The organism is Acinetobacter sp. ANC 4636 (assembly GCF_054454555.1).
On sequence record NZ_JBTKVD010000006.1, the window covers coordinates 145,326 to 166,402 of the forward strand.

The following is a 21,077-nucleotide window of genomic DNA, read 5'->3' on the forward strand; positions in this document are numbered from 1 at the left end:
GGAAAGTCAGAAGGACAGTCACATGAGTGCACTAACACAAGAAGAGCAACTCGATAATCTAAAATCACTGAGCAAGAAATATGGTTCTGCCGCAGTCAGTGGTATTCTGGTTGCATTGATTGCATTTTTTGGCTGGAATTACTGGCAGAAAAAACAGCTACATAGTGCGCAAAATGAAACCGCACGTGTTCAGCAACTCATGGATGAAGCACAGAGTTTAACAGGTGATCCAAGTGCGTATAACAAACTTGCGCCATCTGCTGACACAGTTCTGAAAAAGAATCTCGACTCTGTGCAGGCGATCCAAGCTGAATTGGTCATGTCTAAAGTGGCATTTGACCAAGGCAACTATACTGCGGCAGAACGTGAACTGAAAAAAGTACAAAATGTGAAGGTTGATGACGAAGGCTTACTTCAGTTGGTTAACCTGCATTTGGCCTATACACAAGCAGCGCAGAAAAAATATGATGATGCTTTAAAAACCTTGGATCTCATCAAAGTTCCAGCATTTAAAGCATCAGCAGATGAAGCACGTGGTGATATTTACGTTGCAAAAAATGATGTTGCTCAAGCACGCAAAGCGTATCAAAGTGCATGGGATGGCATTGTTGCGCGTAAACAAGAACGACAAATTTTACAAATTAAACTCGAAAGTGTTGGCGTTTTAGTGAATGATCCTGATATTGAACGCCCAATTTTGAAAACACAAGTGGATGAGTCTTAAATGAATAAAAAATTTACCGTACCGTTTGCGCTAACACTTGCAGCTGTTGCTTTGGTGGGCTGCTCTAGCAATAAAACTAAAGTGGAAGAAATTAAACCCAATAAACTTCCAAAAATAGTGCAAGCGAAAACTTTAGTTCCTGTATTTTCTGAGCATGTCACCCAAACTAATAAAAATGATCCATTGCGTTTACAAATGGGCGCAGACAATGGTGTGATCTTTTTTGTTGATCCAAAAGGTTATGTCGAAGCCTACAAAGGCAAACAGCGCCTTTGGTCAACCAAGCTCACCAAAAAACATGGCTTAAGTGCGGGTGTGGAAGTTGGTGAAGGCATTGTGGTTGCAGGCAATGAAAAAGGTGAGTTGTTTGCACTCGATGAAACTTCTGGGCAAATAAAATGGGCCGCTCAGCTTTCAGGTGCGATTATTGCGCCATCACATATTCAGGCAGGACGTGTGATTACAGTCAGTAATGATGGTAATGTCTACGCACATGATGTCAGCACAGGTCAGCAGCTTTGGACATACCGTTTACCGAATGTCTCATTTAGCTTGCGTGGTCGTGCAGCACCTGTCATGCTCGATCCAAACAATGTACTGATTGCAACTTCAAATGCATATGTTTATATCATTGATGTCATTAGTGGTGTACCACGCTTGCAACGTCGTGTTGCAGTTGCGGAAGGTCGCTCAGACGTACAGCGTTTAAATGACATTAGTGGCGACCCTGTGATGATGGGCCAGTATATGGTTACGACCAGTTACCAAGGGCAGGTTGCCGTGACTGATCTTGCACAGCAACAAGTGTTGTGGAATCAAGATGCCAGCAGTAACCAGCGTCCTGAAGTGACACAAAATAAAGTCTTTGTCAGCACGACCGATGGCAAAGTGATTGCTTATGATTTAATAAGTGGTCAAAAACTTTGGGAAAATACACAGCTTTTACACCGTAATCTTAGTAACCCAGTAATGTTGGGTTCTGACCTTGTGGTTGGTGATTATGAAGGCGCTCTTAGCCTATTAGACCCAAATACAGGTAATTTGATTGGTCGTTCCAATACCAAGGGACAGGTCACATTTTTACGTGTGATTGACAACCAACTTTATGTTTCAACTCAAAAGGGCGCGTTAAGCGTTTGGCAGAATCGTTAATTTATGAAACCCGTTATTGCGCTGATTGGGCGTCCGAATGTCGGAAAATCAACGTTATTTAACCAGATAACCAAAAGTCGTGACGCACTGGTTGCTGACTTTGCTGGTCTGACTCGTGACCGCAAATATGGTGATGCAGTTTATCAAAACAAGTCGTTCATTGTAGTCGATACAGGGGGTATTGGTGAAAGTGAACAGGGCATTGATGCCTATATGGCAGAACAGTCCAAAACAGCCATTCACGAAGCAGATATTATTATCTTCGTGGTGGATGCGCGTGCGGGATTATTGGCGTCTGATGAACAAATTGCACGTGAATTGCGTACTTTAGGCAAGAAAGTTTTCTTGGTTGCCAACAAGGTCGATGGCGTACATGCTGAAGCTGCCGTAACTGAATTTTTCAAACTTGGCTTTGGTGAACCACTACATGTTGCAGCGAGTCATGGTCGTGGCGTCTCTCAGATGCTCGAAGATGTGCTGGTTGATGTGCCTGAAGATGAGAATCCTGAAGAACACGACAAAGCAACAGGTTTGCGCCTAGCGATTATTGGTCGTCCCAATGTGGGCAAATCGACACTGGTCAACCGCTTGTTGGGTGAAGACCGAGTGGTCGCATTTGACCAACCTGGAACAACCCGAGATTCTGTGTATATTCCATTTGAACGAGATGGTCGTCAATACACATTGATCGATACTGCGGGTGTACGTCGTAAAGGTAAAGTAGATGAAATGATTGAGAAATTCTCGGTCGTTAAAACTTTACAAGCCATGAAAGACGCACATGTTGTTGTGGTTGTTCTGGATGCACGCGAAGGCGTGGTTGAACAAGATTTGCATTTGATCGGTTATGCGCTTGAAGCGGGTCGTGCCATGGTAATCGCCATTAACAAATGGGATAACATGACCGAGTATGATCGTAAACAATGTAAGTTGGATGTCGATCGTCGTTTTGACTTTATTCCATGGGCGCGTATTCACCTGATTTCAGCTTTGCATGGTACTGGTGTTGGCGAGTTATACCCATCGATTCACCGTGCGTATGAGTCAGCGAATCTTAAAGTTTCTCCTGCAAAATTGACCCAAATTTTGAATGATGCAACTGAAGCGCATCAACCGCCAATGATCAGTGGTCGTCGTATTAAAATGCGTTATGCGCATATGGGCGGGCAAAACCCACCAACCATCGTGATTCACGGTAACAAGGTTGATAAGACGCCTGCTGACTATCGTCGTTACTTGGAAAATGTGTTCCGTAAAGTGTACAAACTTGAAGGTACGCCTGTTCGTGTTGACTTTAAAACCTCAGAAAATCCGTTTGAAGGTCGTAAATCACAGGTAGATGAGCGTGTTGCTGCACGTAAACGTCGTTATGTGCAGAAATTCAAGAAAGCGGAAAAGAAATTTAAGCGTTAAGCTTTCATATAAAAAGCTATCTTCGGATAGCTTTTTTTTACCTAAAATATTGAGAGAAAATCGAGTTATTATACTTTTAGTGTATCTTTTTTAGAAATTTATTGTTTTCATTTTTTTTTAAATGTTTTTTTGCTATTTTAGCGCCCTTGTTTATTTATAATAGATTCCATTTTTTGGTCAGTTCGGGGTGTAGAGTGTGAACTTACAACTACAAGTACAACAACTCTATAACACAGATCATCATGCCGATTTGCAGGCATTGCAGGCGATTCCTGCCATGCAGCGCCGCCGTTTATCTACTTTGGCTAAGCTGGCATTCAATAGTGCCATCCAAGCTTTGCAAGCTTATGACATTGATTATATTGTTTGGGCATCACATTTTGGTGATGAACAAAAAACCTTAAATATTTTACAAGATGTCTTACAAGGTCATACACCATCGCCGACACAATTTTCCACGTCTGTGCATAATGCTATAGCTGGTTTGTATTCTATTTTGTACCAAGATGCTACGCCATCGACCAGCTTGAGCTGTTCATGGTCAGAAGCGGTGGTTGAGGCCTATGCATTTTTGAAAACGCATCCGACAGCACAACGCGCATTGGTAGTATATTACGATGCACCTTTACCTGATGTGTATGAAGGGGTGAATCGCTTTGATGCCTTTTCAATGGCAGCCGTACTCAGTCTGGCTGAGCCGAATGTGCAGTTCAATCCAGTGTTGAAAATAGAGACCAGTCATCAAACTCCTGAGCAGGATGCACAGGAGTTTTTACAGTTTTGGCAAGCGGGTACTCTACAGTCAGCCTCAGGGAAGTGGCAACGATGTTAAAAGGGAAGTCCAAACAGAAACTTAGCTATCTATGGCGTATGGCGGCGACAGGCTTGGGTTTTGCCAGTTTTGGGGTGGGTGGTGTTGCTATTGGAACCGTGATTGCACCTGCGGTGAGGCTGTATACGTCTGATCCAAAACGCCGTGTTGAATTAACTCAACAAGTGATTCGGCATGGTTTTCATGGATTTATTGAAAGCATGACCAAACTTGGGGTGATGACTTACAGTGTGGAAGGTCTAGATAAGCTGCAAAATAGCCAGAGAGAATTGGTGATTGCCAATCATCCGACGTTAATTGATGTGATGTTATTGATCGGGTTGATGCCCAAAGCGAATTGTGTGGTGAAACAGGCACTGTGGCAAAATCCATTTACCCGAGGGCCTGTGCAAAACGCGGCGTATATTTTAAATGCAGGTTCTGAGCAGTTTATTCAGGACTGTGTGCAGCGTTTGCAACAGGCAGATGCGGCATCGCTAGTGATTTTTCCTGAAGGAACGCGCACGGAAAAAGATCGGGTATTGAACGATTTTCAGCGTGGAGCCGCCAATATTGCCTTACGGGCACAAGTACCGATTCGTCCTGTGCTGATTCGCTGTAGCCCATCGACCTTGACCAAAAATGAGAAGTGGTATCACATTCCGAGTGAGCCTTTTCATATTCAAATCAACGTGCTTGATCCAATTCGGATCGAAGACATTTTAACAGATACAACGGTCACGCCTAAAAATGTGCGTGCCTTAAATCAGCATTTACACCAGTTATTTAATCAAGAGTTATGTACATGAGCAATCTTGCTGACGAGCTAAAACAGATGATTATTGATGTTTTGGCACTCGAAGATATTTCGATTGACGACATTGATGATGAAGCCCCTTTATTTAATGAAGGTTTAGGGCTGGATTCAATCGATGCCTTAGAGTTAGGTTTGGCGCTGAAAAAACGCTATAACATTCATTTAAATGCTGAGTCAGAGGACACCAAGCAGCATTTCCGTTCAATTCAAAGTTTAGTGAAGTTGGTTGAAAGTCAGGCAGCTTAAGGGGGAAAAATGTTAACTCAAGAGCACATTTTGGCTCAGTTACGTGAGTGGATGGAAGATCTGTTTGAGATCGAGCCTGAAAAAATTCAAATGAACTCGAATCTGTATTCAGATCTCGATGTTGATAGCATTGATGCTGTCGATTTGATTGTCAAAATCAAGCAATTGACAGGCAAGCAGGTTAAACCTGAAGACTTTAAAAATGTACGCACCATCGAAGATGTGGTGTTAGTCATTCAAAACATGTCAAAAGAATGCCCAAGCTCTTAAAAGTCGTGACCGCCATCGTGTTGGTGGCGTATCCGTTTTTGGTAGGCTGGAGTTTGTCACATGGAAAACTCTGGGAAATAAGCTTGTTGCTGCTTGTAGTCGGGGTTGTTCGTTATTTTACTGCCCGACACAGCCCGCTGTTGCCACTGACCTATTTGGCTATGCTGTGTGGAGGCTTGAGTTTGCTGCTACGCAATCAGGCATGGCTCAAGCTGTATCCTGTTGCCATGAGTCTGGCGACACTATCTATTTTTGCATTGACCCTTTGGCGACCTCCTTCCATGATTGAACGCTTTGCCCGCGTTTTTGAACCTGACTTACCTGAGTCGGGTGTACGTTGGACACGCCAAGTCACCAAAGTCTGGTGTGGTTTTTTCCTGATCAATGCACTGATTGCGCTATGGACGGTATATTTTGCCCCGATGCAGGTTTGGGTGCAGTATAACGGTTTAATTTCTTATTTGCTCATGGGCATTTTGCTCACTGCTGAGTTTATTTTGCGTAAGCGCCAACAACGACTACATCAACCATGAATCTTTGCCATTTTAATGATTATTTAAGCGCAGATGCCACGCTGTGTTTCGATGCACAATTACAAACACTGAGTTTTGCTGAATTTTGGCAGGATGTTTCCAGTCAGTCACAGGCAATTCAGCAATTACCTGAGTCTAGTTTTGCCCTATGGCAACACGACAGTTATGAGTTTCTGGTGCTATTTTTTGCGGTGTTGTTGGCACATAAACGTTTAATTTTACCGCCCAATCAGGTGCAGCAGTTGCAGCAGCAGTTGGCAGAGCAGGGCATTGCTTTTATTCAGCGCCAGCGGGTTTTAACGCTTGAACCGATTCAGCCTTTGCCCGATGCATTGCTGAATGACAGTGAAATTGTATTTTTTACTTCAGGCTCAACAGGCACTCCAAAGCAGATTTTACGTTCATTACAGCAGTTGCTTTGTGAAGTTCAGGGGTTGGCACAAAGTTTTAGCTTGCCTGAATCTGTGGTAGCGATTGCCACAGTCAGTCATCAGCATATTTACGGTTTGTTGTTTAAGGTCTTGTTGCCGCTTGCTACGGGGCGCAGTTTCTACCGTGAGCAGTTGATTTACCCCGAATATGTTGTGCAATTGCAACAGCGTTTTGCTGAAAAAGATCTGCCGAACTACGTCATTTCCAGCCCTGCATTACTGAAACGCTGGTCGAGTGATGTGCTGTTTGAGCATTGTGCGGCGCTGTATTCTTCAGGGGGGAAACTGGAAGATGGCGTGCGTGCAAGTATCAATGTACCGATCATTGAAATTTTTGGCAGTTCTGAAACGGGAGGCATTGCCCACCGTGCTGCGGATCATGCGCTGTGGCAGCCTTTTGCCGATGTCGAAGTCCGTAGTGACGAACAACAGCAGTTGTGGATGCGTAGCCCGCATGCCTGTGACGCAGACTGGGTGGCAACAGGTGATCGTATTGAACTGCTTGAAGCAAACAATCTACAGAGTGCCTTTCATTTGTTAGGGCGTATGGATCGTATTGTAAAACTTGAAGAAAAACGCCTGAGCCTCGATGAAATTGAAAGTAAAATTCTTCAGTTAGATGCAATTAGTCAGTGTCATGTGCTACTGATTGAACGCGAGCAGCGACAGCTTTTGGTCTGTGTGGCGGTGTTAAATGATACTGCCCGACAAGCACTGCAACAGCAAAGTAAACACCAGTTTGTGACTCAATTAAAACAACAATTACAGCCATTGCTGGAGCGGATTGCCATTCCCCGCCAATGGCGTTTTTTGAGTCAGTTACCTGTCAATAGCCAGTCCAAACTGAATAAACCTGACCTGATCAAGCTGTTTCAAGAAGCCAGTCAGCCCGTGATTTTGTCACGACAGCAACAGGATGAGCAGCACATTTTCCAGTTAGAGTTTTCACCTGAACTGGCCTGTTTCAAGGGGCATTTCCCCAATTTTCCGATTTACCCTGGTGTTGGTCAGATTGCATTTTTACAACATTTCGCACGTGAACTTTGGGCAGACTTGCGTTGGTGTCAGGGTTTTGAACAATTGAAGTTTCAAGACCTGATTCGCCCTTATCATGTGTTGCAGCTCAGTTTGAGTCGTAAGCAGCATAAAGTCAGTTTTGAGTTAAAGCTTGCAGACAAAAATATTGCTTCAGGGCGGTTGCTGTTTGCAGTTGAGGAGAATGCCACGTCATGAGCTATCGTGCTGCCCTGATGATTCCTGTGTATAACCATCCGCATCATCTTGCTGCTTTGGTTGAATATCTGAGCCAGTTTGCCTTGCCGATTGTGCTGGTGAATGATGGCAGCAATGCTGAAACCTCACAGATTTTACGTGACTTGGCTGCACAATATAGTGATGTCGTGCTGGTTGAACATGCACAAAATATGGGGAAAGGGCAGGCAGTCATGACAGGCTTACGTCGTGCAGCCGAACTGGGCTGTAGCCATGCTTTGCAGCTTGATGCCGATGGTCAGCACCACTGGCAAGACGTTGCCAAGTTTCTGGCAGTATCGGAGCAGCATCCTGAAGCGATGGTGATTGGTCAGCCGATTTTTGATGAAAGTGTCCCGAAAAAACGCTTGTATGGACGTTATGCCTCGCATATCTGGGTGTGGATCAACAGCCTGTCATTGGAAATCCATGACAGTATGTGCGGTTTCCGTGTCTATCCACTGGCAGCTACACTGGCGATTATGGATCAGGTTGAGTTGCCTGCGCGCATGGGGTTTGACAGTGAAATTCTGGTGCGTCTGAGCTGGGCAGGTGTGCATTTTGAAAATGTGGCGACGCCTGTGATTTATCCTGAACAGGGTATTTCGCATTTTCGGTTATGGGAAGATAACTGGGAACTGACCAAAATGCATTCGCGTCTGTTTGCAGGCATGTTGTGTCGTTTACCACGCTTATTGCCACAGCGTCTGAAAGGTCGGGATTGATGTCTGATCCGCGTCCACCTGCATGGAATGAAATCAAGGAAAAAGGTGGTGTGCTGCCTTTGCTGCTGGTGCTGTGGTTATATCGCTTGTTTGGGCGCTGGTTGATTCAGGTGCTGTTGTATGTGGTAGTGATGTGGTACTGGCTACTGTCGCCGAGCGCTCGTCAGGCGTCACTGGACTATTTGCAAAAACTGCATCAGTTTGCTGGACAGCAATCACCATTTCAGCAGATGCCGACATGGCAGCATAGCTATCGGCATTTTATTGCCTTTGCAGAAGCCATCGTGGACAAAATGCAGGGCTGGCTCGGGGAAATTTCCGAACAGCGCTTACAGATTTATGGGCATGAACATTTGCGCCGTCACTATGGGCAGGGCTTGATTATTTTGGTGTCACACTTTGGCAATATCGAATTGCTGCGCGCGCTGAAATCCGAACATCAGCAGAAAATCAATGTACTGGTTTATCAGAAGCATGCCGACAAGTTTAATGCTTTCCTGCGAAAAATCAGTTCCAAGTCCAATGTCTCCCTGATTTCGGTGGATGAACTGGGCATGGAAACCACCATGATTTTGCAGGACAAACTCGATGCAGGTGAGTGGGTGATGATTGCCGCAGACCGCGTGCCGATTCATTCGCAGCGCATACAGATTTTGAGTTTTTTAGGACAGGATGCACCGTGGTCGCAAGGCGCATGGATTTTAGCCAACTTGCTCAAAGTCCCTGTGATTGCCAGTTTTTGCTATCGCATACAGCACAATTTTGAAGTGCATTTCCATCCGATTGCCGAATGCGTGGACTTACCGCGTAAAGCACGTTTGCCACAGATGGCCATCGTGACACGCAAGTATGTGGATTTGCTGGAGCAGCATTGCATACGTGCGCCGTATCAATGGTTTAATTTTTATCAGTTTTGGAATATTAAAAAATGACAACGCTTATTGTTGGGGAACAGCCTTTAAGCATCGAACAGGTGGTACAGGTTGCACAGCAACAGATGGCTGTGGCTTTACCCAGTTCAAAAGAATGGCGTGGATTGATTCAACGCGGGGCTGATTTTCTCGATCAACTGCTCGATGAAGACGGCGTGATTTATGGTGTCACCACAGGTTATGGTGATTCTTGTCTGGTGGAAATCCCCAAGCATCAGGTTAATGAATTGCCGCTACAGCTGTCGCGTTTTCATGGCTGTGGCATGGGTGAAAATCTTGACCTTGTGACTGCACGTGCGGTGCTGTTAGTCCGTTTATGTTCTTTGGCGCGTGGGTATTCGGGTGTTTCGCTGGCGCTGCTTGCGCGTTTGGTGTGGATGCTGAATGAAAATATTGTACCTGTGATTCCATCGGAAGGTTCGGTTGGGGCAAGTGGCGATTTAACCCCGTTGTCGTATATTGCAGGGGCGTTAGTCGGCGAGCGTGATGTGTACTGGCAAGGGCAGATTGTTCCGATGCAACAAGTGTATCAGCATTATCAGATTGAGCCGCTGTGTTTGCGCCCGAAAGAAGGCCTGGCATTGATGAACGGCACAGCAGTAATGACTGCAATTGCCTGTTTAAATTATAAAAAATCCGAGCAAACTGCTTATGCTGCAACCTTGATTACCGCGCTGAATGTCTTGGCACTTGAAGGTAATCCGAGTCATTTTGATGAAGTGCTATTTGCGCAAAAGCCGCATGTCGGGCAGCAGAAAATTGCCCGTATTTTGCGTCAGGTGTTGAATTCAGAAGTACAAACCGAGCGTCAAAGCCCGCGTTTGCAAGACCGTTATTCACTACGCTGCGCGCCGCATGTGATCGGGGTATTTGAAGATTCTAAAGTCTGGCTGCGTCAGTTTATCGAAAATGAACTTAACTCCAGCAATGACAACCCGCTGATTGATCCTGTGAATTTGCGGGTGCTACATGGCGGGCATTTTTATGGTGGGCACATTGCTCAGGCCATGGACAGCATGAAACTGATGGTCGCCAATATTGCTGATTTACTCGATCGTCAGATGGCACAGTTGGTCGATCATAAAATGAATCATGGTTTGCCACGGAATCTGACAGGTGCAGAAGCCGAGCGGTTGCCGCTGAATCATGGCTTTAAAGCGGTGCAAATCGGGGTGTCTGCTTGGACAGCCGAAGCTTTGAAGCAAACTTTACCAGCGTCTATTTTCTCGCGTTCAACCGAATGTCATAACCAGGACAAAGTCAGCATGGGCACGATTGCGGCTCGTGATGCAACGCGTGTATTGGTACTTACTGAACAAGTGGTGGCGGCGCTGTGCTGCGCCAGTGTACAGGCAATTCATTTGCGTGGGCTGACTGCGCAACTCAGCCCTGTATTGCAGCAATTTGTTGCATGGACGTTGCAGAGTTTTACCCTCGTTAAAGAAGACCGACCATTACAATACGATTTGCAACAGATTGCTGATCGTTTCGAGCAATTAAAGTTGTTGAATAGTGCATGGTTCAACCAAGTGGAGAATGCAGATGTACGCTGAGGTGACCATTGATGTCCCGTTTCATGATGTGGACAGTATGAATGTGGTGTGGCATGGGCATTATTTAAAATATTTTGAAATTGCCCGTTGTCACCTGCTGGATCAGTTTGGCTACAACTATCTGCAAATGCAGGAATCAGGTTATCTGTGGCCTGTGATTGAAAGTCATGTGCGCTATGTTTATGGCATTCAGTTTCAGCAGAAAATTCGGGTACGTGCCATTTTAAAAGAATGGGAAAACCGCCTGAAAATTGATTATCTGGTGTTTGATGCCGAAACAGGTAAACGTCTGACCAAAGGCTACACCACGCAGGTGGCGGTCAATGCTCAAACCCGAGAACTGTGTCTGCAATCTCCACAAGTGTTGTTTGATCGCTTACATGCATGGTCAGGCTTTCAGCCGACAGGAGCAACGAAATGAAATTCAACACCCGTGCCATACTTTGTGCAGGCATGCTGACTGTAGCCAGCAGTCAAGCTGTCTTTGCTGCACCGATCAATGAAGTCCGTGATATTTTCCAGCAAGTCTCGGCAACGCCTGTGGTACATGCGCATTTTGAGCAGCAAAAGAAACTGATCTCGCTGAACAAAACCTATGTCTCGAAAGGTAACGTGGTATTTAGCAAACAGCAGGGTGTACTCTGGCAAATGCAAACTCCTGTACAGGCTGATCTGGTAGTGACGCCGCAAAAACTGGTACAAAAAACCCAGCGCACCATGAGTCAGATCAATGTACAGCAGTCACCATATGGTTCGGTGGCGACCCTGTTTTTACAGTTGATGGCAGGTGATGAAAAAGCCTTGGCAAGCAATTTTAATATTGTCAGCGCTACACATAACAATCAGGCATGGGCGGTAACGTTAACGCCAAAAAGCAGCCTGTTCAAAAAACTGTTTAATCAGGTCAATGTGCAAGGTGGGCGCTATGTCAACCAGATCGTGATTCAGGAAAAAGACCGTAATATTACTCAAATCCGCTTTAGTCAGCAAACTAGCCAACCTCAAAATCTAACAGCCCAAGAACATGCGTTATTCCAATTGGCAAAATAAAGCCACGGCCATTTGGCTGACCATTTTACTGTGCTGTGCCATCAGTATGGGTTGGCTGTGGCTGAAAAAAGACATTCATATTCAGACCAATATTTTTGCGTTATTGCCCAAGTTTAGTCAGCAGGCGGATTTGGCAGACACGCAGCAATATATGAACCAGCAGCTCAACAACAAGCTGTTTGTGGTGCTGGATGCCAAAAATAGTCAGGCACTGGATCGGGCGACGCAGCGCTTGCAGCAGCAAGTGGCACAGAGTGGTCTGATTCAGCCGTTACGCCCACAGTTTGACAGTGAACAGTTTGGCAAGCTGCTGTTTCAGCATCGTGTAGGCTTGTTGACCTCGCAAGATCGGCAGTTGCTTCAGCAAAAAGACTATGCCGCATTGTCCGAGCAAAGTTTATTGCAACTGATGAGTCCGGGTATGCCTGTGACTGAACAACTGTTGCAGCATGATCCGTTGTTACTATTCCCGCGTTATGCGATGGGGCTGGCACAGCACAATACTCAAAACATTCAGCTTGAACAGGGCTTTGCCACCTTGCACGATAATGACAAGGTGTCGCGTCTGTTGGTACTCGAACTGAAAGACAGTCCTTATAAGATTGATTATCAGGAAAAAGTTGCGAAGTGGATTGAGCAGGTTAAGCCGCAGCTACAGGCACAGCAGGTCAGTAGTCACTGGACAGGAACACTGATTTTTGCCAGTTTTGGTACACAGTCCGCACAGCAGGAAATTTCAACCATTGGTTTAGGCTCAAGTTTGGGTTTGATTTTCTTGGTGTGGTTTGGTTTTCGCTCACTGCGCCCGATGTTGACTGAATTTATTACTGTCAGTAGTGGCAGTTTGGTGGCACTTGCTGTGACTCACACATGGTTTGGTGAAATTCATCTGATTACGCTGGTGTTTGGCGCGAGCCTGATCGGGGTTTGTGTTGATTTTTCATTTTACTTTATGGCATTGCAATCACAGCATCGGCAGTTCAAGGGCTTTCAGATTTTGATGCCATTGTTGCTGAGTCTGTTTATGGGGCTGATGACCACAGTGGCAGCATATCTGGTGCTGAGTTTTACCCCATTTCCAGGGTTTCGTCAGATTGCGGTGTTCTCTGTGGTGGGATTGGTTTCGGCATGGATCACCAGTATTTTGCTGTTACCGCGCTTGCCACCGCTAAATGCTGAACCTGCGATTCGACGTTTGCACTGGATTGGTCAGGCACGTGAATATTTTCAGGCAAAGACGACCTTGCGTTATGTCAGTGTGGTTGCCATTTTACTTGTGGCTGGTTTGAGTCTGCTGCGTTTGCAAAGTAACGATGATATTCGCAATCTGCAAAGCATGAATGCACAGCTTAAACAGGAAGATCAGTACATTCGCCAACGTTTTTCACAGCAGCAGGCAAGCGATTATTTTGTGATTCATGCACAGTCCACTGCGCAGTTGGAGCAGCGTGAACAGCAACTGATTCAACAGCTACAACAACTCCAGACTCAGGGTAAACTGCAAGGTTTTCAGGCTTTGGGTCAGTGGTTGCCGTCACAAACTGAACAGCAGCAGAATCGCCAGTTATTAATCAACATTCCCGCGTCAGCACTGACCGCTTATGCGCAAGCGCTGGATTTACCTGTCACAGAAATTTTGACATGGCAAAAACAATTGTCACAGCAGCCATTGCTGACCATTCAGGATTTTCGCCAGCATCCACTGTATTTCTTGCAGCCGAATGCCAAGCAGCGTTTGGTGTTGTTGCAGGGGATTCATGATGTTACCGCTTTAAAGCAACTGCAAACCGCCGATGTGCAGTTACAGCAACCGATTACGACCTTATCCAATATGTTCCGTGATTATCGTGTACAGGCACAGTGGTTGTTGCTATTTGCCATGATTGGCCTGACTGTCGGTTTAGGTATGATTTACGGGCGGCATTCGATGTTGCCACTTATGTTGCCTGTGATCATGGCATTGCTGAGTACCTTTGCGGTTCAGGCATGGCTGGGTGTAGAAATTAATGTGTTTAGCATTATGGGCACCTTCCTGATTATCGGGATTGGGGTGGACTATGCGATTTTTTATCGGCATGGGCATGATCATCCGAAAGTGGTCAGCATGGCATTGTTTCTGTGTATGTTGTCGACCTTGCTCGGTTTTGGTCTGTTGTCGTTTAGCCATACCTACGCCATTCACTGCTTTGGCCTGACCGTACTGCTCGGGGTGATTTTCTCTTTTCTTTACGCGACATTATTTACCATGGCTGATCCCAAGTATCAGATGATTCGCACATTAAAAACACAAACGGAGTCAGATGTAAAATGACCGAATTACAATTACAGCACACCGATGTTTTGATTATTGGGGCAGGCCCATCGGGCAGTTCAGCAGCAGCCTTGTTACGCAAGAAAGGCTATGATGTCGTGATTTTGGAGCGTCAGCATTTTCCACGTTTTTCGATTGGCGAGTCGTTATTGCCACAATGCATGGTATTTTTAGAAGAAGCAGGCTTGCTCGACACCGTGCGTGAGCATGTCGACGAATTTGCCTTCCAGTATAAAAATGGTGCCAGTTTTTTGCGCGGTAAGCAGCGCAGTTTTTATGATTTTCGTGAAAAATTTAGTGCAGGGCCAGGCACAACCTGGCAGGTACGTCGTGCACCATTTGACCAGCTCTTGGCGAATCAGGCACAAGCCTATGGCACAGACATTCGCTATGGGCATGAAGTGATTGCTGTGGATGTTGATGCTGAGCAGCCTGTATTGACTGTGCGCGATGAAGCCGAAAATGTTTACCAGATTCAGGGTAAATTTTTACTGGATGCCAGTGGTTTTGGACGCATCTTGCCAAAATTTCTGGACTTGGAAAGCCCGTCCGATTTCCCAGTACGCCGTGCGATCTTTACCCATATTGAAGATGGAATTCTGGACGACTCTGAGTTTGATCGGGAAAAAATCCTGATTACCGTACATGAAAAAGATCACCGTGCATGGTACTGGCTGATCCCATTTGCTGATGGGCGTTCTTCATTTGGTGTGGTGGCAGAGCAAAGTTTCTTTGATCATTACGGTTATACAGGGGCAGATACGCCTGAAGCTCTAGAAGCATTGTTCAAACGTATTTTGCAGGATGATCCTGCGCTTTCACATGTGCTGCGCCGTGCCCAGTTCGATACGCCAGTGCGAACATTGGTGGGATATTCAGCCAACGTCAAACATTTGGCACAGAACAATTATGCCTTGCTGGGGAATGCGGGTGAGTTTCTCGACCCTGTATTTTCATCAGGGGTAACCATCGCACTAAAATCATCAAGTCTAGCGGTGCCACTGGTCGAGCGTGTTTTGCAAGGTCAGGCTGTTGACTGGCTGGCAGAGTATGAAAAGCCGTTACGTCAAGGTATTCAGGTGTTTCGTGCCTATGTCGAGTCATGGTATAGCGGCGAATTTCAGGAGGTGGTTTTTAGCTCGGATCAGCATGTTAAACTGCGTGAAATGGTGTCCTCACTTTTGGCAGGCTATGCGTGGGACATGAGTAACCCGATCCATAAAAATGCCAAACGCCGCCTGAGTATGATTGCCGAATATTGCCGTGAAGGTTTGCCTCAGGAACAACTTTTAGGAGGCTAATATGCACAGATACGGACGGATTGTACTGTTGGGACTGGTGTGTAGTCTGAGTGCCTGTCAGTCTTTTTATCCCAAAGCGCCTGCGTTGGCTGCACCACAGTGGCAAGCGCAGCAGTACCAGCGCCAAGATCAGGTGGAAGTGCAGTGGAAACAGCAAAGTTTTAGCTTTCTGCTGTATCAACAGCAGCAGGGCAAAAACCTGAGCATGTTGGGACTGAGTCTGACAGGGCAAGTGCTGTTTAAACTGCAATTTGACGGGCAAAAAGTGAAAGTCGAACAGCGGATTGAACAGATGCGTTTGTTGCCTTTTGATTTTGTGGTACGGGATATTTTGTTTGCGACTTATCCGAAGTTTGCCGAGGCAGGACAGCCCAATGTTGAAGTCAAACAGCAGGGCGATACCCAGCAGATCGAAATTGCCAAACAACATGTACTGACCATTCAAAAGCAGGCACACAGTATTCAACTGGACAATTTACATGTACCGTACACCATTGTGTTTAGCCCGATGGATGATGCTTTACAGGTAGGGAATTAATGTCAGCACAGATTCACGATTTAGCCGCAGTCGGCATTCAGTGTAGTGCCAGTTTATCGGCTTTGGGTACAAGTGCACAGGATGTGCGCCAAGCCCTAACCCAAACTGAAAGTTGCCTGAGTACCCGTGATGATTTGCTCTTGGGGCAAAGCTGTCTAGTGGGTGCTTATACAGGCGAAGTCATTCAGCAGGATTTACCCGATGGGTTACAGGTTTTGGACTCGCGTAATTTACGTTTGGCTATTACCGCTTTACAGCAAATTGAAGCTCAAGTGCATGCTTATACGGCACAGTTTCCCCGTCAGCGTTTGGCGGTGATTGTCGGCACATCGACCTCAGGCATTGCCGATAATGAACAGCTCTTGCAACAGCATTTTGCAGGTCAGGCGCATCCGCCGATTTTCTACCAGAAACAGGAAATGAACAGCCTCGCACAAGGCTTGAAACAGTATTTAAACTGGGAAGGCATTGCCTATAGCATTTCTACTGCTTGTTCATCGAGTGCCAAAGCCTTTGCTGCAGGGCAGCGGTTACTCAGTGCTGGTCTTGCCGATGCGGTTTTGGTCGGTGGTGTAGATACCTTGTGTCAACTGACCCTGAATGGCTTTAACAGTCTGGAAAGTCTGTCGAGCAGCATTTGCCGACCATGTGGTGTAGATCGTGATGGCATTAATATCGGTGAAGCCGCCAGTTTATTTTTGCTTAGCAAAGATGCTGCCCCTGTGATGTTAGTCGGTACAGGCGAATCAATGGATGCGTGGCATATTTCTGCGCCACACCCTGAAGGGCGCGGGGCACAGCAAGCCATGCAACAGGCGTTGGTTGCCGCAAGTTTGCAGCCATCTGACATTGATTATTTGAATTTGCATGGTACGGCAACTCCGCAAAATGATGCGATGGAAATCAAAGCGGTGCGTCAGGTATTTGGTTCACATCAGGTACATTTGAGTAGTACCAAGCATCAAACAGGGCATTGTCTGGGGGCAGCAGGGGCACTCGAAGCCTTTATTTGTCAGCACGTCTTGCTTGATCAATCTTGGTTGCCGCTACATCAGGCAGGGCAAATTGATCCTGAACTGGCAGATCAGCACTATGTGCAGCAAGCTCAGCACAATAAACCCGTGAAGTATGCCATGAGTAATTCCTTTGCCTTTGGTGGCAGTAACATCAGTCTAATTTTTGCAAGGCAGCAAGCATGATTCAGGATGCAACGGCATTTATTCCCCATCAAGCCCCAATGGTATTTGTCGATACGGTCAGCGAGTTTGGCGAAGATTATGTGGTAACTCAACTGACCATTCGTCCTGAACTAATGTTTTGCGAAGCTGAAGGTTTGCCGAGCTGGGCAGCGATAGAAATCATGGCGCAAAGCGTGAGTGTCTTTGCAGGTCGGCATGGGCAGCAGGGCGGCGAAGCACCAAAAATTGGTTATTTACTCGGTACACGCAAAATGCAGTTGCCTGTATCACATTTTGCCCTTGGGTCGACTTTGACCATTCGGGCGCAGCAATCTTATCTGCATGAAGGCTTGGGACAGTTCCAGTGTGAACTGCACTATGAGCAGCATTGTATTTCGGCGGTGCTCAGTGTTTACCAGCCACATGAACAACCACAATTAGGAAAATAAGCGTCATGAACAGACGAATTCTGGTCACGGGTTCTAGCCGTGGCATTGGACGTGCGATTGCACTACAGTTAGCCGCAGCAGGCTTTGATATTACCGTACACGCCCGTTCACGTATGCAGGATGCCGAAGCGGTGGTCAGTCAGATTCAGGCTTTGGGGCGTAACAGTCATGCATTGCAGTTTGATGTGAATGACCGCGAAGCGGTACGTGAATGTCTGGAACAGAACATTGAACAACACGGTGCATTTTATGGTGTTATTCTCAACGCAGGCTTAACCCACGATGGCGCATTTCCAGCCCTAACCGACAACGATTGGGACGAAGTGATCTCAACCTCTCTAGACGGTTTTTATAACGTGGTCAAACCGCTGATCATGCCGATGATTCACCTCAGAAAAGGCGGGCGGATTATTACCATGTCTTCGGTGTCTGGCATTATGGGCAACCGCGGGCAGGTCAACTACAGTGCAGCAAAAGCAGGCTTGATCGGTGCAACCAAAGCACTGGCGATGGAACTGGCAAAACGTAAAATCACGGTGAACTGTGTTGCACCTGGGCTGATCGAAACTGAAATGGTCACGGATGAAGTCAAGGAACATGCCTTAAAAATGATTCCAATGCAGCGCATGGGGCAGGTCGACGAAGTGGCCAGCGTGGTGAAATTCCTGTGTTCAGATGAAGCTGCCTATATCACCCGTCAGGTGATCTCGGTTAATGGAGGTCTGATCTGATGAAACGGGTTGTGGTGACAGGCATGTCGGGCATTACCTCATTAGGACAAACAGCCGATGAGATTTTTGCCAAATTTGCCCAAGGTCAAAGTGGCGTGCGCTATATGCAGGAGTGGGATCAATACACTGATTTGCGTACGCGTTTGGGTGCACCTGTTGATCATTTCGATATTCCAAAGCATTTTAACCGTAAAGTCATGCGCGGCATGGGGCGCGTGGCACTGATGTCGGTGATTAGTGCCGAACGTGCGCTCGAAGATGCAGGCTTGCTGAATCATCCGGTTTTAAGCAGTGGTGAAACAGGCGTGGCTTACGGTTCATCTGCAGGCAGTGTCGATGCAGTTTGTGAAATGGGGCGCATGATTCTGGACAATGACATGAGCCAGATGAATGCCACAACTTACATCCGCATGATGGCGCACACCAGTTTGGTCAATCTGACGGTACATTTTGGGATCAAGGGCTTATCCTTGCCGACTTCAAGTGCCTGTACTTCAGGTTCGATGTCGATTGGTCAAGCCTATGAAGCAATTAAATATGGTAAGCAAACCGTAATGCTGGCAGGTGGAGCAGAAGAGCTCAGCGCACCAGGCGCAGGCGTGTTTGATGTGTTGCTCGCCACCAGTGGTATGAATGAACATCCTGAACAGTCGCCACGCCCGTTTGATGCCAAGCGCGATGGTCTGGTGATTGGTGAAGGAGCAGGCTGTCTGATTCTGGAAGAATTGGAACATGCTCAGGCACGTGGCGCGCAAATTTATGCCGAAATGATTGGCTATGCTAGCAATACCGATGGCACACATGTCACCCGCCCTGATCAGGCAAGCATGGTACGTTGCATGCAACTGGCACTGAAAGATGCTCAAGTTGCCCCTGAACAGATTGATTATGTCAATGCCCATGGCACAGCCACTGATCATGGTGATGTGGCGGAAACCCAAGCCACGGCTCAGGTGTTAGGTTATAAACCGATTAGCTCGTTAAAAAGTTATTTTGGGCATACCTTGGGGGCATGTGGTGCGATTGAAGCATGGCTGAGTATTGAAATGCTGCTGCGTCAGCAATTTATTCCGACGCTAAACCTTGATCAGGTTGACCCGTTGTGTGGGGAACTGGACTATATTCGAGAACAACCAAAACAAATGATGGCACAGACCATCATGACCAATAATTTTGCTTTTGGCGGGATTAATACTTCACTGATTTTTAAGCGTTATTTATAAGGATAAAATATGATGATAAAAAAACTGGCATTTACTACAGCATTGTTTATGGGATTGGGCATGTCTGCTCATGCTGCCGATGATGTCCATCAACTGGACTTCAAGCAGGCAGTACAACGTGCAATGGCAGATGGTACGCTGGATGGTTCAGTCAAATTCTATTTGGCAGGGACGAACTCAGGTGGTCGGGTGTTGCAAAAAGATGTAGTGACCAATAAAAAGACCAATGGTTTTATGAAGTCGGCAGAGGAATCCTGTGATTGGGTGCTGCGTTCAGCATTGATTCAACTGCAAACCGCAGCAAAACAACAGGGTGCTAATGCCGTGATCAATATTGTTAGTTACTACAAGTCACATGAAACACGTAGTACCACTACCTATGAATGCCATAAAGGCACGGCTATGGCAGGGGTTGCGCTCAAGGGTGATCTTGTTAGATTTTAAGTTATATGAGTTTGGGAAAGCTCCTGTTGATTCAGATATTAAAAAATGAATCCTCATGACGGAGTCTTATTATTTTGACTAGGATTTCAGGATTAACTTTCAGTAAGGCTTACTTTTCTTTCGGGAAAAGTAAGCAAAACCATTGTCATCTGCAAAACTCGCTTAATGTTAGCTTTTATCAGAAATATTGCAAAACCAGTATATTGCGAATATTTTTCTGGCTCGAACAGTTGCAGATGACGTTCTACTATCTGATTTTTTAGAAATATTTCTCTTACTTTATGCTATTGAATCACTTTAGTTAAAGGGGCAGCAACATGAAAATTGAAATTTATTTGCAGTTGCTGTCCCGACTTGCTTCGAAACAACCTGATGCTTTTGAGCATTGGGCGGCATTTAAGCAGTATCAGCAGCAACTGATTTATGCCTATCGAGCAGAGATTTTGGCACGACAGCTCAACCTTACTGAACAGGATTTGCAGTTTGACAAAACTGAGCATGGCAAACCATTTTTGGGAAATTATCCTGAACTGGCGTTTAACCATAGTCATGGCCGTGAGCATTATGCGTTGGCAGTGAGTCAGCAGGTGCAAGATGTTGGCATCGATATTGAATCATTACAGCGTAAAGTGCGTTTTCAGGCACTGGCTGAGCATGCTTTTCATCCTGATGAATATCAGCACTGGCAAGCCACAGGGCAAAACCCTGAATATTGGTTTCAGGTCTGGACAGCCAAGGAAGCAATTTTAAAAGCCTGTGGTCTGGGTATCCGTTTGAGTTTAAATACCTTAAATACCCAAGCTGTGGCAGGACAGCAACAGGGGTATTGTCAGCATCCTGAATTGGGGCAATTTTCTTATCAGCACATGATTTGGAATGATGCGCTGTGTACTGTGGCATGGCGGGATCGTGAGAGCCTAAGCCCTGAGATTGGCTATATTCAACCATAAAAAAAACAGCATCCGAAGATGCTGTTTTTATTTAAGCTGAAATC

General features: G+C 46.1%; 23 protein-coding genes. All 23 read left to right on the forward strand.

Features of this window, described 5'->3' with window-relative positions:
• Positions 1-22 precede the first annotated feature (22 nt).
• The 23 genes from ACX1N5_RS08525 (at position 23) to ACX1N5_RS08635 (ending at position 21,033) form a co-directional block, all read left to right on the forward strand.
• Complete coding sequence (locus tag ACX1N5_RS08525; protein WP_458801437.1) at positions 23-724, forward strand: YfgM family protein; 702 nt, start codon at positions 23-25, stop codon at positions 722-724.
• A complete protein-coding gene (gene bamB, locus ACX1N5_RS08530) occupies positions 725-1,876 on the forward strand; it encodes an outer membrane protein assembly factor BamB (RefSeq protein ID WP_458801435.1) in 1,152 nt (383 codons plus the stop codon). It begins immediately after the preceding gene.
• Positions 1,877-1,879: 3 nt separating this feature from the next.
• Complete coding sequence (der, locus tag ACX1N5_RS08535; RefSeq protein ID WP_131381322.1) at positions 1,880-3,289, forward strand: ribosome biogenesis GTPase Der; 1,410 nt, start codon at positions 1,880-1,882, stop codon at positions 3,287-3,289.
• A gap of 196 nt (positions 3,290-3,485) precedes the next feature.
• Positions 3,486-4,121, forward strand: a complete 636-nt coding sequence (locus ACX1N5_RS08540; protein ID WP_458801432.1) for a beta-ketoacyl synthase chain length factor — start codon at positions 3,486-3,488, stop codon at positions 4,119-4,121.
• Positions 4,115-4,909 (forward strand): lysophospholipid acyltransferase family protein, encoded by a 795-nt coding sequence (locus ACX1N5_RS08545; protein ID WP_131381320.1) that lies wholly within the window; start codon positions 4,115-4,117, stop codon positions 4,907-4,909. Before ACX1N5_RS08540 ends, ACX1N5_RS08545 begins: the two co-directional genes overlap by 7 nt.
• On the forward strand, positions 4,906-5,163 hold the full coding sequence (locus ACX1N5_RS08550; RefSeq protein ID WP_004902223.1) for a phosphopantetheine-binding protein: 258 nt from the start codon (positions 4,906-4,908) through the stop codon (positions 5,161-5,163). Before ACX1N5_RS08545 ends, ACX1N5_RS08550 begins: the two co-directional genes overlap by 4 nt.
• 9 nt (positions 5,164-5,172) lie before the next feature.
• Positions 5,173-5,433 carry an acyl carrier protein gene (locus tag ACX1N5_RS08555; RefSeq protein WP_116728977.1) on the forward strand — a complete coding sequence of 87 codons (261 nt, stop codon included), beginning with the start codon at positions 5,173-5,175 and terminating at the stop codon, positions 5,431-5,433.
• Positions 5,418-5,966: a COG4648 family protein gene (locus tag ACX1N5_RS08560; protein ID WP_458801429.1), complete on the forward strand. Its 549-nt coding sequence runs from the start codon at positions 5,418-5,420 to the stop codon at positions 5,964-5,966. Before ACX1N5_RS08555 ends, ACX1N5_RS08560 begins: the two co-directional genes overlap by 16 nt.
• Positions 5,963-7,630, forward strand: a complete 1,668-nt coding sequence (locus ACX1N5_RS08565) for an AMP-binding protein (protein WP_458801427.1) — start codon at positions 5,963-5,965, stop codon at positions 7,628-7,630. The genes ACX1N5_RS08560 and ACX1N5_RS08565 overlap by 4 nt, the downstream gene beginning before the upstream one ends.
• A complete protein-coding gene (locus ACX1N5_RS08570) occupies positions 7,627-8,373 on the forward strand; it encodes a glycosyltransferase family 2 protein (protein WP_458801426.1) in 747 nt (248 codons plus the stop codon). The genes ACX1N5_RS08565 and ACX1N5_RS08570 overlap by 4 nt, the downstream gene beginning before the upstream one ends.
• On the forward strand, positions 8,373-9,305 hold the full coding sequence (locus tag ACX1N5_RS08575; RefSeq protein ID WP_458801424.1) for an LpxL/LpxP family acyltransferase: 933 nt from the start codon (positions 8,373-8,375) through the stop codon (positions 9,303-9,305). The genes ACX1N5_RS08570 and ACX1N5_RS08575 overlap by 1 nt, the downstream gene beginning before the upstream one ends.
• The gene (locus ACX1N5_RS08580) at positions 9,302-10,858 is read left to right on the forward strand and encodes an HAL/PAL/TAL family ammonia-lyase (RefSeq protein WP_458801422.1); all 1,557 of its coding nucleotides are present in this window, start codon (positions 9,302-9,304) and stop codon (positions 10,856-10,858) included. Before ACX1N5_RS08575 ends, ACX1N5_RS08580 begins: the two co-directional genes overlap by 4 nt.
• Positions 10,848-11,279 carry an acyl-CoA thioesterase gene (locus ACX1N5_RS08585; protein WP_131381303.1) on the forward strand — a complete coding sequence of 144 codons (432 nt, stop codon included), beginning with the start codon at positions 10,848-10,850 and terminating at the stop codon, positions 11,277-11,279. The genes ACX1N5_RS08580 and ACX1N5_RS08585 overlap by 11 nt, the downstream gene beginning before the upstream one ends.
• A 32-nt stretch (positions 11,280-11,311) precedes the next feature.
• Positions 11,312-11,908, forward strand: a complete 597-nt coding sequence (locus ACX1N5_RS08590; protein WP_228259280.1) for a LolA family protein — start codon at positions 11,312-11,314, stop codon at positions 11,906-11,908.
• Complete coding sequence (locus tag ACX1N5_RS08595; protein ID WP_458801420.1) at positions 11,883-14,219, forward strand: MMPL family transporter; 2,337 nt, start codon at positions 11,883-11,885, stop codon at positions 14,217-14,219. Before ACX1N5_RS08590 ends, ACX1N5_RS08595 begins: the two co-directional genes overlap by 26 nt.
• Complete coding sequence (locus tag ACX1N5_RS08600) at positions 14,216-15,520, forward strand: NAD(P)/FAD-dependent oxidoreductase (protein ID WP_458801418.1); 1,305 nt, start codon at positions 14,216-14,218, stop codon at positions 15,518-15,520. Before ACX1N5_RS08595 ends, ACX1N5_RS08600 begins: the two co-directional genes overlap by 4 nt.
• A gap of 1 nt (position 15,521) precedes the next feature.
• Positions 15,522-16,058, forward strand: coding sequence for a DUF3261 domain-containing protein (locus ACX1N5_RS08605; RefSeq protein ID WP_458801416.1), 537 nt, complete (start codon positions 15,522-15,524; stop codon positions 16,056-16,058).
• Positions 16,058-17,257 (forward strand): beta-ketoacyl-[acyl-carrier-protein] synthase family protein, encoded by a 1,200-nt coding sequence (locus tag ACX1N5_RS08610; RefSeq protein ID WP_458801414.1) that lies wholly within the window; start codon positions 16,058-16,060, stop codon positions 17,255-17,257. The genes ACX1N5_RS08605 and ACX1N5_RS08610 overlap by 1 nt, the downstream gene beginning before the upstream one ends.
• Complete coding sequence (locus ACX1N5_RS08615) at positions 17,254-17,685, forward strand: ApeP family dehydratase (RefSeq protein ID WP_458801413.1); 432 nt, start codon at positions 17,254-17,256, stop codon at positions 17,683-17,685. The genes ACX1N5_RS08610 and ACX1N5_RS08615 overlap by 4 nt, the downstream gene beginning before the upstream one ends.
• A 5-nt stretch (positions 17,686-17,690) precedes the next feature.
• Positions 17,691-18,416: a 3-ketoacyl-ACP reductase FabG2 gene (locus ACX1N5_RS08620; RefSeq protein WP_458801411.1), complete on the forward strand. Its 726-nt coding sequence runs from the start codon at positions 17,691-17,693 to the stop codon at positions 18,414-18,416.
• Positions 18,416-19,639: a beta-ketoacyl-ACP synthase gene (locus ACX1N5_RS08625; protein WP_458801409.1), complete on the forward strand. Its 1,224-nt coding sequence runs from the start codon at positions 18,416-18,418 to the stop codon at positions 19,637-19,639. Before ACX1N5_RS08620 ends, ACX1N5_RS08625 begins: the two co-directional genes overlap by 1 nt.
• Positions 19,640-19,648: 9 nt before the next feature.
• Positions 19,649-20,083: an excinuclease gene (locus ACX1N5_RS08630; RefSeq protein WP_458801407.1), complete on the forward strand. Its 435-nt coding sequence runs from the start codon at positions 19,649-19,651 to the stop codon at positions 20,081-20,083.
• Positions 20,084-20,400: 317 nt separating this feature from the next.
• Positions 20,401-21,033: a 4'-phosphopantetheinyl transferase family protein gene (locus ACX1N5_RS08635; RefSeq protein ID WP_458801406.1), complete on the forward strand. Its 633-nt coding sequence runs from the start codon at positions 20,401-20,403 to the stop codon at positions 21,031-21,033.
• The last annotated feature ends 44 nt before the right edge of the window (positions 21,034-21,077 follow it).